Source organism: Larkinella soli (genome assembly GCF_003703975.1).
Lineage (GTDB): Bacteria > Bacteroidota > Bacteroidia > Cytophagales > Spirosomataceae > Larkinella > Larkinella soli.
The window spans coordinates 296,888-312,480 of sequence record NZ_QTJY01000004.1 but is presented as its reverse complement, the minus strand read 5'-3'; the positions used below and the strand labels follow the sequence as shown (position 1 = coordinate 312,480).

Sequence of the window (15,593 nt, the reverse complement as noted above, 5' to 3'; positions counted from 1 at the left end):
TTATGCCTGCCCGGGTTTTTCTTTAATCGTAAGCTCGGTCAGTAATTGAGCAATCAGTTTACGTGACGTACGGATTCGCATCGGGTTCTCGACGGGCGAAATAGCGTGCGCAAACTTCAGTTTCTGAAGACGATCCTTTTCAACTGCGATCTGCTCTTTCAGTTGTTCGACCGTCAGCGACTTTATCTCGTTCTTTTTCATTTCACTTATGAGTTTTTTTCTGTCAAACCGGCTTCTGGATCGAATCCTGCTCTCAGGATGACAAAACCGAGTTAGTCTTCTGCTTCCTGATAATCCCGACGAACAACGAATCTCGTCTTGATCGGCAGTTTCTGGGCGGCCAGACGGAGTGCTTCATTGGCGATATCCAGGGGGACGCCCGTCGCTTCGAACAGGATCGTACCGGGTTTAACGACGGCTACCCAGTATTCGGGAGCGCCTTTTCCTTTACCCATCCGTACTTCAGCCGGTTTCTTGGTGATCGACTTATCCGGGAAAATCCGGATCCAGACCTGGCCTTCACGCTTCATGGCCCGGGTGACGGAAATACGAGCCGCTTCAATCTGGCGGGACGTAATCCAGCCCGGTTCCAGCGCCTTGATGGCAAACGATCCGAAAGCGATCTCATGGCCCCGTCCGGCTACTCCTTTGACGCGGCCTTTCTGTTGCTTACGAAACTTGGTTCTTCTTGGTTGTAACATCTTTAGTCGTATCTAAAGGACGTTGTCTGATTCAGCCGACGTCCGATGTTCTTACTATCTTTTACGTCCGCCACCGCCCTGGCCACCGCGCTGCTGTCCGCCACCACCGCCCCGGCCACCGCGTCCGCCCTGCTGGTCGTTCCGACCCCGGCGACGGTCACCGCGTTCGCCTTCACCACCGCGCTCACCGCGACGGTCCCCACGGTCACCACGACGGTCACCACGGTCGCCACCGCGATCCTGCTGTGCTGCGCTCATCTGAGCGGCCGGTGACAGGTCCCGCTTGCCGTAAAGCTCACCTTTGAAAACCCAGACCTTAATACCGATTTTACCGTATACGGTCTGCGCTTCAGAGATGGCATAATCGATATCGGCACGGAGCGTGTGCAGGGGTACCCGGCCTTCCTTGTACTCTTCCGTACGGGCCATTTCAGCACCGCCCAGACGACCGGAAACCCGAACTTTGATTCCCTGAGCACCCACCCGGATGGCCGAGCTGATGGCCTGCTTCATGGCGCGCCGATACGAGATACGGGCCTGGAGCTGCTGAGCGATGGTTTCACCGATCAGCTTGGCGTCGATCTCCGGACGCTTGATCTCAAAGATGTTGATCTGGACGTCTTTGCCGGTAATTTTCTTGAGCTCTTCCTTGATCTTATCGACCTCGCCACCGCCTTTACCGATAACGATACCCGGACGGGCCGTGTGGATCGTCAGCGTAATCCGCTTCAGCGTCCGTTCGATTACCACCTTGCTGATGGAACCTTTCGGAATACGAGCCTGAATGTATTTTCTGATCTTTTCGTCTTCAACCAGTTTATCAGGAAATTCCTTGCCGCCATACCAGCTGGAATCCCAACCTTTAACGATGCCGAGCCGAAGACCAACGGGGTTAACTTTTTGTCCCATTCTGTTGTCTTAGTTTTCTGCGTTTTCTGTTGTCACTTCTGGTGCAAGCGTCAGGGGAGCTGCGGCACTGTCGATCACGATCGTCACGTGGTTGGACCGTTTCCGGATCCGGTGACCACGGCCCTGAGGAGCCGGGCGCAGACGCTTCAGCATCCGGCCGCCGTCGACGAAGATCGTCTTTACATACAAGTCGGCATCTTCGATCCGTCCGTCTTCATTTTTCTGTTGCCAGTTGGCTACTGCCGAGAGCAGCAGCTTTTCCAGCAGGGCGGCACCAGCCTGGGGCTGATAACGCAGAATACCCAGCGCTTTGCTGACCTTCTGACCCCTGATCAGGTTGGCGACCAGCCGCATTTTGCGAGGGGACGAAGGCACATTTTTTAGCTTTGCTATTGCTTCCATTATCTTACGAGTGTTAGTCGCCTTCCGCATACCCGGATCGTTCGGAAACGACCGGCTTACGACGGCCTGCTGCTTTTATCGTTTGCCTTTGTCTTTCTTCGCCACGTGGCCGCGGAAGTTACGGGTGGGAGAAAATTCACCCAGCTTATGGCCTACCATGTTTTCGGTGACGTACACCGGAATGAACTTATTGCCATTGTGGACGGCAAACGTATGGCCAACGAAATCGGGAGAGATCATCGACCGACGCGACCAGGTCTTGATGACGGACTTGCGGCCGGAATCATTCATGGTGGTGACTTTCTTCTCCAGACGAAAATCTATGTAGGGACCCTTTTTAAGTGAGCGTGCCATCTACCTCTTATTTTTTCCTTTTGCTAATAATCAGTCGATCTGAGTACTTCTTCACCGGACGGGTCTTCTTGCCTTTTGCATACAGACCGGTACGTGAACGCGGATGACCACCGGATGCACGGCCTTCACCACCACCCATCGGGTGATCGATCGGGTTCATGGCGACACCCCGAACGCGCGGGCGGATCCCGAGCCAGCGGTTACGGCCGGCTTTGCCCACACTGACGTTCATGTGATCGGGGTTCGAAACCGACCCGACCGTCGCCATACAGGCTCCCAGGACCATCCGCTGCTCCCCTGAGGGCATCCGCAGAATGGCATACTTGTCTTCCCGGGCCACCAGCTGGGCGTAAGTACCGGCACTGCGAACCAGCGCACCCCCTTTTCCCGGCTTCAGTTCGACGTTGTGAACGATCGTACCGATGGGCATGGCCGACAGCGGCAGAGCATTACCCACTTCAGGAGCAACTTCAGCACCTGATACTACCTGCTGCCCGACCGTCAGGCCCTGGGGAGCGAGGATGTAGCGCTTCTCGCCGTCTACATAATGCAGCAGCGCAATCCGTGCCGAACGGTTGGGGTCGTACTCGATCGTCTTTACCGTGGCGGGAACGCTCGTCTTATCGCGCTTGAAGTCGATAATCCGGTACTGGCGTTTATGACCGCCACCAATGTAGCGCATCGACCGGCGGCCCTGGTTGTTACGGCCACCTGATTTCTTTATGGATACCAGCAGACTCCGTTCGGGCTTGTCCGTCGTGATTTCGGCAAAGTCCGGAGCTACCCGAAAACGCTGACTCGGGGTAACTGGTTTAAGTTTCTTAACTCCCATGATTCCTAACTAATTCGTTTGGTCGTTCGTGGTTCGTACCCCTTATACTTCCGCGTAGATGTCGATGACTTCTCCTTCGGCAACGGTCACCAGCGCTTTTTTCCAGGTGGAAGTGCGGCCGGAAGTGATCGTGCCCCGCTTGGTGCTTTTCGACTTTTTATGGCCGATGCAACGCATGGTATTGACGTCCGTTACCGTTACGCCGTACAGTTTCTCGACTGCCTTCTTGATTTCGATTTTGTTGGCATTCATCGACACCTCAAAACCGTATTGTCCCTTTTTGTTCAGGGCGGTCATCTTTTCCGTGATGATCGGTCTTTTCAATACGTTTTCCATGATCAGTTACTGGAGAAGAGATTCTAATTTCGACAGGGCCCCTTCCGCGATCAGCAGTCGATCGGCGTTCATCAGATCGTAGGTGCTGACCAGATCGGCCGTCATCACTTTCGCTTTCTTCAGGTTGCGGCTTGAGAGAACGACGTTCTTGTCTACCTCCGGCAGGATCAGGAGCGTTTTGGTATCAGCCGCCTTAAAACCGTTCAGGAAATCGAGGTAAGACTTCGTACGGGGACCGTCCAGCGTAAAGTTATCCAGGACCGCTACGTTGTTTTCTTTCGCTTTTACCGCGAGAGCCGACTTACGGGCCAGTTGCTTTACTTTCTTGTTCAGTTTGAAGCTGTAGTCGCGGGGACGGGGACCGAAGATGGTACCACCGCCGACGAATACCGGCGATTTGATGGAGCCGGCGCGGGCGCCGCCCGTACCCTTCTGCTTCTTGATCTTGCGGGTTGAGTGAGCATTCTCAGCCCGTTCTTTCGCCTTATGCGTACCCTGGCGCTGGTTGGCCAGGTATTGTTTCACGTCTAAGTAGATCGCGTGCTCGTTCGGCTCAATTCCGAAGATTTCGTCGGACAGGGTTACTTTCTTGCCCGTATCTTCTCCTTTCGAGTTATAAACTGCTACCTCCATGACTTACTTCTCTAAAATGACGAACGAATTTTTTGAGCCCGGGATCGAACCGCTTACAACGATCAGGTTCTGCTCCGGCATAACTTTCAGTACACGGAGGTTCTGTACTTTCACGCGGTTGCCACCCATACGGCCGGCCATCCGAAGCCCCTTGAAGACCCGTGACGGGAAGGAACAGGCACCGATTGAACCGGGGTGACGCTGGCGGTTGTGCTGACCGTGGGTTTGCCCACCGACACCACCAAAACCGTGACGTTTCACAACGCCCTGAAAACCTCTACCCTTTGCCGTGCCGACGATATCGATGAAATCGCCTTCCGTGAAAACGTCCGTAATGCCCAGCGTCTGCCCAAGATCCAGGTTCTGTTCGAACGTCTTGAACTCGACTAACTTGCGTTTCGGCGTCGTGTTGGCTTTCTTAAAGTGGCCCAGCAACGGTTTGTTGGTACGCTTCTCTTTCTTTTCACCGTACCCTAACTGGACGGCCTGATAACCGTCCGTCTCCTGTGTTTTTACATGCGTAACGACACAGGGACCAGCTTCAATGACTGTACATGCCAGAGCCTGCCCGTCAGCATTGTACAGACTGGTCATCCCAATCTTCTTTCCAATTAAACCAGACATAATAAGTGGTTGTAAAGCAGGAATTTATGTGTTTAAACCCGAAAAAACGGAGTGCAAAATTAGGGATTTGTCGACTGTCATCCAAACCCTATCTCCTTAATTCTCAAAAAATTCCGGGCTCTGAACTAAATACGACAAACAAAAAGGGTCAGACGTTTCCACCTGACCCTCCGTTCGGTAGGCACACACAAGGCGTGTTACCGGACTAAATTGTCAGATGTGGTTTCCTTTCGGACCTTCACCCAAGGTATGTCTTTGCTCCGTAATTCGGCTTCGGGTTGCAAAGATAGTTAATTTTTTGATTTCCGAAAAATATTTTTCCGGAAATCCGCTAAAGGAAACAGCGCCCTCTGAAACCGGTGGCTTCGGTCGGCGCTGTTCCGAAAACTTCCGTCGTTCGACGAATTAATTTATACCTTAATCTCTACATCAACCCCGCTCGGCAGTTCGAGCTTCATCAGGGCGTCTACCGTTTTGGCGCTCGTCGAATAGATATCGACCAGACGCTTGTAGGTACAGAGCTGAAATTGCTCCCGCGACTTCTTGTTGACGTGCGGAGAACGCAGGACGGTAAAGATTTCTTTCTCGGTCGGCAGGGGAATCGGGCCGCTGACGATAGCGCCCGTCGATTTGACGGCCTTGACGATTTTTTCAGCCGACTTGTCGACCAGCATGTGGTCGAACGACTTCAGTTTAATCCGAATTTTTTGATTCATAACAATTAGTGGTTCTGATGAAAAGGTGCCTGTCCGGGACAGGCGGTACGCCGATGAAAGAACCATTTACTCCACCGGCGCGGCACTGTTTTATTGTTTTGTCAGCCCGACGAAAGAGGGACCCTGTGCTTCGGCGGTCGAAGGGACCGGTTATCAGCCACAGGATCCCTCGTTCTTCGGGATACAGGCAATTACGAAATTCGAACCGTTCCTTTGGCTTTCGAGATGATGCCTTCGGCCAGGTTGTTCGGGACCTGCTCGTAGTGAGAGAACGTCAGGTTGGCGGTAGCGCGACCGGACGACATCGTACGGAGGTCAGTGACGTAACCGAACAGTTCCGACAGGGGAACGTCCGCCTTGATCACCTGCGAACCACCGCGTGAATCCATCCCTTTCATAATCCCGCGACGACGGTTCAGGTCACCCGTGATCGGACCGGTATACTCTTCCGGCGTCAGCACCTCGACGGCCATGATCGGTTCGAGCAGTTTCGGACCGGCGTTCTTAGCTGCTTCACGGAAGCCCAGACGGGCGGCCAGTTCGAACGACAGCGAGTCGGAGTCGACGTCGTGGAACGAGCCATGGAACAGACGAACCTTCATCGAGTCGAGCGGATAGCCGGCCAGCGGACCGTTGGACATGGCTTCGCGGAAACCTTTTTCGACGGCCGGGATAAATTCTTTCGGAATGACCCCACCCACGATACCGTTCACGAATTCCAGACCCGGCTTGCCGTCTTCACGAACACCGATTTCAAAGACGATATCGGCAAACTTACCGCGACCACCCGTCTGCTTCTTGTATACCTCGCGGTGTTCGAAGTTCTTGGTGAGGGTTTCCTTGTAAGCGACCTGCGGAGCGCCCTGGTTCACTTCTACCTTGAACTCGCGACGCATCCGGTCGATGATGATTTCGAGGTGAAGCTCACCCATACCCCGGATGATGGTCTGGCCGGTTTCTTCATCCGACTCTACTTTCAGGGTCGGATCTTCTTCGATCAGTTTACCGATGGCTTTCGAGAAGTTGTCCTGATCGGCGGTTTTCTTCGGCTCGATGGCGTAACCGATCACCGGATCGGGGAATACCATGGATTCGAGCACGATCGGGTTCTTCTCGTCGCAGAGCGTATCCCCGGTTTTAATATCCTTGAAACCGACCACGGCACCGATGTCGCCGGCCCGCAGTTTGTCGATCTGGTTCTGCTTGTTGGCGTGCATCTGGAAGATGCGGGAGATCCGCTCCTTGTTGCCTGAACGGGTGTTCAGCACGTAAGAGCCGGAATCCAGCGCACCGGAGTACACCCGTACGAAGCACAGACGGCCCACGTAGGGGTCGGTAGCGATTTTGAACGCCAGTGCGGTGAACGGGTCGGTTTCCGTCGGGTGACGAACCACTTCCTGCTCGTTATCGGGGTTCGTCCCTTTGATTTCCGGTTTGTCGAGCGGAGACGGCAGCAGGGCCATCACGTAGTCGAGCATCGTCTGAACCCCTTTGTTCTTGAAGGAAGAACCGCAGAGCATCGGAACGATTTTCATCTCGATGGTGGCCTGACGCAGCGCCGTCAGAATTTCGTCTTCGGTGATCGATTCGGGATCCTCGAAGTATTTTTCCATCAGCGTCTCGTCGTAGTCGGCAACGGCTTCGAGCAGTTTCTCCCGCCATTCTCTGGCTTCTTCCAGCATATCGTCCGGAATGGGCACTTCGACAAAGGTCATCCCCTTGTCATTCTCGTTCCACTGGATACCCCGGAAGTTGACCAGGTCAACCACGCCCTTGAAGTTATCTTCCGCACCGATCGGCAACTGCAGCGGTACGGCGTTGCTGCCGAGCATTTCCTTTACCTGCTTGCAGACGTTCAGGAAGTCGGCACCGGCACGGTCCATTTTATTGACGAAGCCCAGACGGGCCACGTTATAATTGTTGGCCAGACGCCAGTTGGTTTCCGATTGCGGCTCAACACCGTCGACGGCGCTGAACAGAAACACCAGACCGTCCAGGACCCGCAGCGACCGGTTCACCTCTACCGTAAAGTCCACGTGGCCCGGCGTATCGATGATGTTCACATGATAGGATTCACCCCGGTATTTCCAGTTGACGGTTGTGGCCGCCGAAGTAATCGTGATCCCCCGTTCCTGTTCCTGCTCCATCCAGTCCATGGTAGCAGCCCCTTCGTGTACTTCGCCGATTTTGTGGCTCACCCCGGAATAGTACAGAATCCGCTCGGTGGTCGTCGTCTTACCGGCGTCGATGTGGGCAGCGATACCAATGTTGCGCAGGTATCGAAGATCAGTTGCCATAATGAAGTATAGTTACAGAAGTTTGTTTTCTTGATGACGAACGCAGAAAAAGGCGACTTGAATTTATCAAAAAGGCATTTTTCGCGAATCAGAGCGCAAAGGTAGTGGATTTCAGACGGAAAAGCAAAGAAGAACAGGTCTTTGAAGTAACTTATTCATTAAATAATCAATAAAAACGCGGACCGGCCGCCCGGCTCAGAACGGATAGCCGACCGCTACGTTCAGGATCAGGTTATCCCGGCGCCAGGCCCGGTTTCCGAGCGCAATTTCATCGGCCACCCAGCGTGCGCCTTCCGGCAGCCAGGGTTTGCGCAGGGGAAAGGCCAGATCGAAACGAACGACGAAATACGACAGGTCGAGCCGCAGACCGACGCCCGTTCCCACCGCCAGTTGCTTGTAGAAGTCCTTCCGGAATGTGGTCCCGAACCCGTAAGTGCTTTCGTCGGAATACATCCAGACGTTCCCCACATCCAGAAACAGCGCCCCCTGCAGGTACTGGTTGATCCGGGGCCGGAATTCGGTGTTGGCTTCCAGTTTGATGTCGCCCCCGCCGTCCTGAAGCTGGACGATACCGTCGGTATTGCGGGTATACACGCCTGGCCCCACCGCCCGCGGCCGGAAGGCCCGCAGGCTGTTGGCTCCCCCCACGAAATACTGCTTGACGAACGGGAGCTGGTTCGAATTGCCGTAGGGAATACCCACGCCGGCGAAAATCCGGTTGGCCCAGGTCAGGCTCGGAGCAACCCGCAGGAAATGCCGGCTGTCGAGGTCGAAGCGTACATACTGCGAATACGGCACGCCGAAGATGACCTCCTTCCCGAGTTCATTCCGCTTGTTCACCATCATCGCGGCCAGATTTCCGGCCGGCTCGGCGTTGAACGTAAGGCGGTACGTATAGCGGGATACGGTACGGGGAGAAGAACTTAGATTGTAGGTATATAGGGAACTCAGGATCAGCTGCTCGGAACGGTAGATGTTGATGTACTGCTGCCGGGTCGTCGGGTCTTCTTCCAGCAGGAAGAACTTTTCTCCGTAATTCGACGGGCGCACGTAGTTGATGTTGAACGGCTGGAAAATATGCTCCGACCGCTGGCGGCTCCGCCAGGTGTAGCCGAAGGTAGTCAGGAAGGAATTCAGATTATAATAGTCACCCCGTACGATGAGGTCATACCCGAGCGTGACGGTGGTTTTCGGCAGCACCTGACTGCGCCGGTAATAGCGGATCGGAATGGGCGACACCAGCCGGGGAAAGGTCAGGCTGCCCTGAATTCCGTACCGGTAGTTGGTGACGCCCTGCCCCCGCGCACCGACCTGAAACTCGATCCCGGCGTTGGCGTTGATGCTCAGCAGCTCCGACCGTCCGAGCGCATTCCGGTTCCGCCAGCTGACGGTCAACTGCGAACCGACCAGGTTGTTCGAACGGCTCGTACCGGCAATCTCCAGCCGGACGGATTTCTTGGGATAGGGCGTCAGGTAATAATGGACGTCCAGAACGGCGGAATCTCCCTCCTGATCGGGTTCGAACCGGCTCCGGACAAACTTGAAGGACCCGACATTGATAAACCGGGAAAGCGTCAGGTCCTGCGCCCGGCTGCTGTACCGCCTGCCCGGCTGTACGGCGACGACCTCCCGGAACAGCTTCGGGTTAAAAAGCCCGGCCGGGTCGACGATACGGAAATCTTCGAACTGGTACGACCGGTTCAGGGCGGTATCGCCGACATTCCCCGTCAGACTGTAATTCGGGTAAATATAAAGGTCGCGGATCGAATAGGGCAGCAGGGCCGCGCGCGGGGTCTCCGGCTTGACCGCAATGTACAGCCGGGTACGGTGATTACCCACGACGCTGTCGGCCAGAATGGCCAGATAGTCGGGCTGAAAGTAGAAATAGCCCTGCCGGCGAAGCGCATCGGCAATCCGTTCCCGCTCCAGCTTGATCACCTCGAACCGATAGGGATTGTCTTTCTTCAGCAGGGACCGTTTTTCAATGGCTTTCATGGCGGGCTGAAGCGGAGTCGAATCAGTCAGGTAGGTCACCGAATCGATCAGGTAGCGCTGCGGCACCTGAACCTGATACACCCCCCGGGCCTTGTAGCCTTCCTCCACCAGATCGCCGGTAACGGCGGAGCGGAAATAGCCCTCGTTTTCCAGAAAAGCCGTCCAGAGAGCCGCGTTCGACGAGAGGGCCCGGGCACTTGCCAGCACCGGCTGTTCACCGAATTTCCGGCGGGCCCAGGCCCGGAAGCCGCTGTCTTTTTTCGGCTCCCCGATGAAGTAATAGAGCCCGACTTTATAAGGAAAGCCGAACAGCTTCTTGTTGGGCTTCGGCCGAGCCAGTTCGCTCAGGCGGGATTCGATCTGCTCCCGCTCTTTTTTCGATACCGTCGAATCGGCCTCGACCTTTATGTCCGTACCGTCATACAGCTTCTCCCCCGCCGGCAGGTGTCTGGCGATGTTGCACCCCTGCAGAACGTAGAGACCGAGAAGAATGAACAGGAGTAGAGTACCTTTTTTCATTGCGCCGTATCCGCCGGTTTTTTGCCAAATAATTCGCTGAGCAGGTTATAGTCGACCGTGATGACGAAGCCCACGCCGGTTTCGATGATATAGCCCTCCAGAACGGCCTGGTAGTCGCTCCGGCGATACCCCCGGATCATATAGCGGCCGTCGCGGGTCAGGTTGTAGTTCAGGGAGACGTTGTCGAAGACCTCGTTCGGGTTGCGGTTGATGCCGGTATTGTTTTCCAGAACGAAGTTTCGTCCGACCGTCACGGTCAGCCGGCCCTGCAGGAAACTCTTGGAAACGCCGACGTTCAGGTCCGTCCGCGAGCCGACCTGGTTATTGACGGCCGCCGACTGGCTCGACGACAGCAGGTTGAAATCCACATCGACACCCCGGATCAGGCTCGACGCAAACCGCTCCAGCTGGTCGGACAGAATCTTACTGACACTGTTTCGGGCAATTTCCTCCGTGTTGATTCCTCCACCCGACGAACTGGACGACGTCTCGGCAATGAAGCTGCCCAGCACCAGCAGACCGAACACCTGCTTGTTAAGCTGGGAAGGATCCTGCCGGAGTTGGCCCAGCTTGGAGTTGACCGCATCGATCACCGCCCGCGAGGCCACGAAATTCTGCTCCGGCATCGTAATGTCGAAGCTGATATCCGGTGCCGACAGCCGGCCCTGCATCTTCAGCAGGACGTTGAACGGCAGCTTCTGTTTGGCCGCCGTCCGCAGCTGTTCGCTCGATTCGTTGGCCACCAGGTTGGCGGGCGTCGTGGAGGTATTATAAATGGCCGTAATGTCAAGGTCGGCCCGGAGGGGGTCGCCGGTCCAGGTGATCGAACTCCCCTTCTGGATGGAAAACTGGCGTTTGAGTACCTGATAGGTCAGCGAGTATTCTCCTTCGGTCACTTCATACCGGCCCAGCAGGTTGATCTCTCCGCTGGCATTGACGGTCACGTTCAGCCGGGCGTTGCCCCGCACGCGCAGGTTGTCGCCGTTCAGTTCGTCCACCACGATGGTCAGTTCCGATTTCTCATTGGCCTCCAGGCTCAGCGAAACCGTGGCGTTGCTCAGCTGCTGGAAGGCAATTCGCTTGATGGCGGTATCCGGCCGGGCGACGGTCAGGTATTTCCGCAGGGCCAGCGTGTCGTTGTGGTCGATAAACGTAACCACCTCCCGAGCTTCATTGACGGTCGAACTCTCATCGGGCAGCACCATCGTCACCCGGCTGTTGTCTTCCAGCCGCAGCGAGCCCGCGATGGTCGGCCTGGAGCCGGTGCCCCGGATACCGAGGTCGGCGGTGATGGCGGCCAGGCCATAGACGAAATCGTTGTCCTTCCGGGCCGCATTCAGGACCAGAAAATTCTTCGCCGAGATCCGCAGGTCGTAGGCGACGTCCGGCAGATTCCGGATGGTCACCGTCCCGTTGGTGGTCAGTACCCGGTTCAGCGTATCCCGCACGTCGAACTCCTGGAAGCGGACGGTCTGCTCGTCGAACCGGATGCTTTCCTGATGGATGCGGTAGGTGGCGTTGATGTAGGCGACGTTGAACGACACCGAGTCGAAGGCAATGCTTCCGTCGAGCCGGGGCCGGCTCACCGACCCGTCCACGCTGACCTGTCCGGTCAGCCGGCCCCGGGTGTAGCGCAGTTGCCCGAAGCTGAAGGCTTCAATCGTCTGCATGGTCAGCTGCTGAAGGTTCACGTCGAAGTCCAGCGCCTGGTCGGCATTCGTGGGGTTGTAAAAACCGTTTACCGTCATGGCGTTCCCCGAGCCGGTCAGCGCCATCTCGGTGCGAATCCGGCGGTCGTCGGTATTGGCCAGCTTCGCGGTCAGGTTCCCGACGCCCTTGTTCATCACCTTCAGACTGTCGACCCGAATATTCCCCGTAAAGGATAGGTTGGTCATATAATCGCGCAGCACCACATCGGCGTTCAGGACGCCCCCGACCAGCGTCGTATCTTGGTCGGCAATCTTCGCCAGGTCGGAAAGAATGATGTTTTCTGCCCGGACATCGAGCGGAGCGTTAGGTTGCTGTACGGTGCTGTTGACCGTCAGGCGCTGCTCTCCCGACTGCAGGGAGAAACGATTGGCCAGTATGCCCTGCTCGCTATATTGCAGGAAACCGGCCGAATCGCTGACCCAGCGCCGGTAGTTCGTCAGAAGACCGTCGGGGTTGAATCGGAGCTGATAGGCCCGTTCGGCCACGCTCAGCCGACCGGCCAGTCCGTGCCGGGGGTTGCCGACGGAGTCCTTGCTGACGACGGCAAACCGGAGCTGGTTGCCGGCGGCCGTGCCGGTCAGTTCCGTCCGGCCGAGTTCCAGACCGGAAGCCTCGATGCCGTTGACGGCCGCACTCAGATCAAGCTGATTGCTGGCGGCCTGCATCCGGGCTACAACGCTCCGGATCTGCATGGTGTCATATTCGATGACGCCGGTCTTCAGGTTCGCCAGGAAGGTCGTATCGCGCACGTTGTCGAGGTAGGCATCCAGGCGGACGGTGTCGAGCCGGGTCAGGGCCGGCACGAATGCCTTCAGCAGCGGGTGCTGCTGGGCCGTCATCCGAATATTGAAGCTATAGGGCGGATTGACCCGGTTGAAGGTCAAACCGGGCAGTTCGAAGTATCGGCTGAATTCGCCGACGAAGATGTCGTACAGCCGGGTATATTCAAACTGCCCGTCGAAGTTGACCCGGGCGAACGGCACCGACGCTTCGACGGTTTTACGGCCTCCCTGCGTACCGGCCCGGACAAAGAGCGAGTCGATGGGATAGGTCTTATTTTTCAGATTGACGACCGTCTCCCGGGCTCTCAGTTCGCCGACGGGCTGGGCGGGGTCCGTAGAGGAAAAATCAAATTCCAGGCGACCCCGCAGGCTGAGCGGGTCCTTGTAGAGCTTCAGTTGTGTCAGATTCAGCTCCTGAATGGCAATGCGCCCTTCCACACTCGGGTACGCCTGCTGCAACCCGACCCGCGTATTCAGATCGATCTGCACATTGGGGTCATCGACCCGGCTTTCCACATCGAGCGTTCCGTTGGAGAGCCGGCCCTGGGCGGCCACCCGCTGGTAGCGGTAACCGTTCAGCTCGGCTTCCCGGACATTCAGGCGAAATACCGTCTGCATGGTTTTGACGTCCAGCCCCTGGCCGCGCACGGAGGCTTCGGCCGTAATGCGTCCGATGGTGCCGCGCTGGTACAGAAACCGCCCGGCATCCAGGTTGTCCAGCGTCAGCCGGCCCCGGTAAGAAGGGTTCCGGCCGGAGACGAACCCGGTCAGTGTGCCGTTGAAACCGGCGTTGCCCCAGTCCGTCCGTAGAGCCGACTGGAGGTTCAGGTCGTTCAGTTGCCCCTGCATCCGGCCGGTCAGCCGCAGACCCGGCGGAATCCCGATGGAGTCGGGCAGGGAGCCTTTGGGGGCCAGCTTCCGAATGTCGCTCAGACGAGTCGTCGCATCCCGGATGGTGAGGTCCATGCCCAGCCGGTCGACGTCCGTCACGTTGGTCAGGCGACCGGAGGCCCGAATGCGGGTTCCGGAAAGCATATCCAGTTCGAAGGTCGGGATGCTCAGGGAAGCCAGGGTCCCGCGCATCAGCGTATTGACCCGGATCACGGCGTTGCGGTTCCCCGCAAAGGGAGCGGTATTCGCCAGGAAAGGTGCCAGTTGAAGAAGGTCGGACACGGCCAGCCGGCTTTGGCGCAGGCTGACCCGGACGCCCACCCGCCGGGCTTCGGCCGGGCGCGAAAGCTGGCCGATGGAATCGTAGCGCAGAATAAGCTGATCGCGCAGCAGCGTCTGGGGCGTCTGTACCAGCAGGCCGGTCACGGACGTAAGCGTGTCGCCGTATTTCACGTCGGCATCGAGCCGCTGCAGCACGAACCCGCTTTTGTCACGGAACCGTCCTCCGCGGAATTGTCCCTGAATCAGTTCGGGACTATAGCCAATCTGCCGGGCGGCCAGGTTCAGCCCCTGAAGGTCGAGGTGGCCGTAGTCGAGGCCGGTACGGAGGGGTGCCTGATTATCGTCGTCGAACCGGATGCGGCTGTCGGCGAGACGCAGCCGGCTCAGCCGGGCCTGCCAGCCGCCTTCTTCAGCCGGTGTGGCCGTCGCCGGAGCCGTCTTCGGCGGGGGGGCGGCTTTCGGCTGTTTCGTCAGTCGGGCAGCAATGTCGGAGTTGGTCAGGTCGAGGGAACGGATGCCCACCCGTTGCCCGTCGAGGTGCAGGTAATCGGCGGTCATGGCCAGCCGGCCGATGCTGCCCTTTGTCTGAAAACCGGCTTCCTCCACCCGAACGTCCCAGCGGCTTTTATTGATTTCCCAAGTGCCGAGCTTCAGGTCGAGCGTATCGCCCGCTACGGATGCCTGGGTAGTGCCGCCCGGTTTTTCGGGCAGGTCGATGCCTTTGTAAAGCCGGGTCAGGGCCGTCAGCCCTTCCACCCGGACGGAATCGAGGTGATACCGGTTTTTATTCAGATTCGTCTCGGTGAAACCCGCCCGCAGGCTATCCACGTAGGCATTCACATCGGCCCCCACCACATCATCCTGGTAGACGATCCGCACATCTTTCAGGAACATCGCCGTGAGGTTGATGTCCAGCGGGGCGGCTGCCGTATCGGCCGGTTTCGGGGGTGCTCCGGTATCGAAGGCATCCACGATGTACTGGAAATTGAAGGTCGTATCCGGGCGCGTGCGGGTAATTTTCAGACGAATCCGTTCCAGGTCGACCTGGTTGATCATGACCCGATTATCCAGCAGGGCCATCATATCGAGGTCGACGTGCATCTTCTGTCCGGCCAGCAGGGTATCCCCTTTGGGCGTAATGAACAGGACGTCCTCCAGCGCCACGTAATCCGGGAGGTGATAGCGGATGCGCCCGATATGAAAAGGGCTTTTGATCTTTTTGGCGAGGTAATTATTGACCTGACGGGTAACGAACACCTGCCCCCACGTCGTCGTCGCTATCACGGTGGCAAAACCGATCAGCAGAAAGAGAAGGGCAAGTATGGCAAGAAAAAAAGCCGTCAGAAATCTTTTCACGTTCCGGTGTCGGTCTTGAAATACCGCTATATACGTTTTTAACGCCAGTTTCGGTATACTAAACCCGGCCGGTAGTGAATATGTTATAGTTATGTTGTTTCTTGAATGCGTCTTACTTTGAAAAAACGCCTTTGGCAATCAGGTAAGGGATAATCAGCCAGAGCAGGCCCTTGATGAGAAAGAAGAGAAAGCCCAGCCAGCCGACGCGCTTGAGCCAGGTTTTGAAGCGAGTATTCATGGGAAAGGTTGTCTAC

Annotated in this window: 14 protein-coding genes; all 14 read right to left on the bottom strand. The window is 56.9% G+C overall.

Annotated features, from left to right (window positions below):
- Positions 1 to 201 carry a 50S ribosomal protein L29 gene (rpmC, locus tag DX909_RS13035; RefSeq protein WP_128545614.1) on the bottom strand — a complete coding sequence of 67 codons (201 nt, stop codon included), beginning with the start codon at positions 199 to 201 and terminating at the stop codon, positions 1 to 3.
- A 71-nt stretch (positions 202 to 272) separates the two neighbouring features.
- Positions 273 to 701 carry a 50S ribosomal protein L16 gene (gene rplP / locus DX909_RS13030; RefSeq protein WP_128545613.1) on the bottom strand — a complete coding sequence of 143 codons (429 nt, stop codon included), beginning with the start codon at positions 699 to 701 and terminating at the stop codon, positions 273 to 275.
- A 54-nt stretch (positions 702 to 755) separates the two neighbouring features.
- On the bottom strand, positions 756 to 1,610 hold the full coding sequence (rpsC, locus tag DX909_RS13025; protein WP_128545612.1) for a 30S ribosomal protein S3: 855 nt from the start codon (positions 1,608 to 1,610) through the stop codon (positions 756 to 758).
- 9 nt (positions 1,611 to 1,619) lie between these two features.
- Positions 1,620 to 2,012 (bottom strand): 50S ribosomal protein L22, encoded by a 393-nt coding sequence (gene rplV / locus DX909_RS13020; RefSeq protein WP_128545611.1) that lies wholly within the window; start codon positions 2,010 to 2,012, stop codon positions 1,620 to 1,622.
- Between the two features lie 75 nt (positions 2,013 to 2,087).
- Positions 2,088 to 2,366 carry a 30S ribosomal protein S19 gene (gene rpsS / locus DX909_RS13015; protein WP_128545610.1) on the bottom strand — a complete coding sequence of 93 codons (279 nt, stop codon included), beginning with the start codon at positions 2,364 to 2,366 and terminating at the stop codon, positions 2,088 to 2,090.
- Between the two features lie 7 nt (positions 2,367 to 2,373).
- The gene (gene rplB, locus DX909_RS13010; protein WP_128545609.1) at positions 2,374 to 3,198 is read right to left on the bottom strand and encodes a 50S ribosomal protein L2; all 825 of its coding nucleotides are present in this window, start codon (positions 3,196 to 3,198) and stop codon (positions 2,374 to 2,376) included.
- Positions 3,199 to 3,240: 42 nt separating this feature from the next.
- Positions 3,241 to 3,534 carry a 50S ribosomal protein L23 gene (gene rplW, locus DX909_RS13005; protein ID WP_128545608.1) on the bottom strand — a complete coding sequence of 98 codons (294 nt, stop codon included), beginning with the start codon at positions 3,532 to 3,534 and terminating at the stop codon, positions 3,241 to 3,243.
- 6 nt (positions 3,535 to 3,540) lie between these two features.
- On the bottom strand, positions 3,541 to 4,167 hold the full coding sequence (gene rplD / locus DX909_RS13000; protein ID WP_128545607.1) for a 50S ribosomal protein L4: 627 nt from the start codon (positions 4,165 to 4,167) through the stop codon (positions 3,541 to 3,543).
- A gap of 3 nt (positions 4,168 to 4,170) precedes the next feature.
- Complete coding sequence (gene rplC, locus DX909_RS12995; protein WP_128545606.1) at positions 4,171 to 4,791, bottom strand: 50S ribosomal protein L3; 621 nt, start codon at positions 4,789 to 4,791, stop codon at positions 4,171 to 4,173.
- A gap of 410 nt (positions 4,792 to 5,201) precedes the next feature.
- Positions 5,202 to 5,507, bottom strand: a complete 306-nt coding sequence (rpsJ, locus tag DX909_RS12990) for a 30S ribosomal protein S10 (RefSeq protein WP_114406391.1) — start codon at positions 5,505 to 5,507, stop codon at positions 5,202 to 5,204.
- 191 nt (positions 5,508 to 5,698) lie between these two features.
- Positions 5,699 to 7,804 carry an elongation factor G gene (gene fusA, locus DX909_RS12985; RefSeq protein WP_128545605.1) on the bottom strand — a complete coding sequence of 702 codons (2,106 nt, stop codon included), beginning with the start codon at positions 7,802 to 7,804 and terminating at the stop codon, positions 5,699 to 5,701.
- Positions 7,805 to 7,999: 195 nt separating this feature from the next.
- The gene (gene tamL, locus DX909_RS12980) at positions 8,000 to 10,318 is read right to left on the bottom strand and encodes a translocation and assembly module lipoprotein TamL (RefSeq protein ID WP_128545604.1); all 2,319 of its coding nucleotides are present in this window, start codon (positions 10,316 to 10,318) and stop codon (positions 8,000 to 8,002) included.
- Positions 10,315 to 15,339: a translocation/assembly module TamB domain-containing protein gene (locus DX909_RS12975; RefSeq protein WP_128545603.1), complete on the bottom strand. Its 5,025-nt coding sequence runs from the start codon at positions 15,337 to 15,339 to the stop codon at positions 10,315 to 10,317. The genes tamL and DX909_RS12975 overlap by 4 nt, the downstream gene beginning before the upstream one ends.
- Before the next feature lie 112 nt (positions 15,340 to 15,451).
- Positions 15,452 to 15,577, bottom strand: coding sequence for a hypothetical protein (locus tag DX909_RS30000; RefSeq protein ID WP_262707512.1), 126 nt, complete (start codon positions 15,575 to 15,577; stop codon positions 15,452 to 15,454).
- Positions 15,578 to 15,593 lie beyond the last annotated feature (16 nt).

Excerpts from the sequence above, each read along its gene's own strand:
- rpmC (WP_128545614.1), bottom strand. The coding sequence starts at position 201 with ATGAAAAAGAACGAGATAAAGTCGCTGACGGTCGAACAACTGAAAGAG.
- rplP (WP_128545613.1), bottom strand. The coding sequence starts at position 701 with ATGTTACAACCAAGAAGAACCAAGTTTCGTAAGCAACAGAAAGGCCGC.
- rpsC (WP_128545612.1), bottom strand. The coding sequence starts at position 1,610 with ATGGGACAAAAAGTTAACCCCGTTGGTCTTCGGCTCGGCATCGTTAAA.
- rplV (WP_128545611.1), bottom strand. The coding sequence starts at position 2,012 with ATGGAAGCAATAGCAAAGCTAAAAAATGTGCCTTCGTCCCCTCGCAAA.
- rpsS (WP_128545610.1), bottom strand. The coding sequence starts at position 2,366 with ATGGCACGCTCACTTAAAAAGGGTCCCTACATAGATTTTCGTCTGGAG.
- rplB (WP_128545609.1), bottom strand. The coding sequence starts at position 3,198 with ATGGGAGTTAAGAAACTTAAACCAGTTACCCCGAGTCAGCGTTTTCGG.
- rplW (WP_128545608.1), bottom strand. The coding sequence starts at position 3,534 with ATGGAAAACGTATTGAAAAGACCGATCATCACGGAAAAGATGACCGCC.
- rplD (WP_128545607.1), bottom strand. The coding sequence starts at position 4,167 with ATGGAGGTAGCAGTTTATAACTCGAAAGGAGAAGATACGGGCAAGAAA.
- rplC (WP_128545606.1), bottom strand. The coding sequence starts at position 4,791 with ATGTCTGGTTTAATTGGAAAGAAGATTGGGATGACCAGTCTGTACAAT.
- rpsJ (WP_114406391.1), bottom strand. The coding sequence starts at position 5,507 with ATGAATCAAAAAATTCGGATTAAACTGAAGTCGTTCGACCACATGCTG.
- fusA (WP_128545605.1), bottom strand. The coding sequence starts at position 7,804 with ATGGCAACTGATCTTCGATACCTGCGCAACATTGGTATCGCTGCCCAC.
- tamL (WP_128545604.1), bottom strand. The coding sequence starts at position 10,318 with ATGAAAAAAGGTACTCTACTCCTGTTCATTCTTCTCGGTCTCTACGTT.
- DX909_RS30000 (WP_262707512.1), bottom strand. The coding sequence starts at position 15,577 with ATGAATACTCGCTTCAAAACCTGGCTCAAGCGCGTCGGCTGGCTGGGC.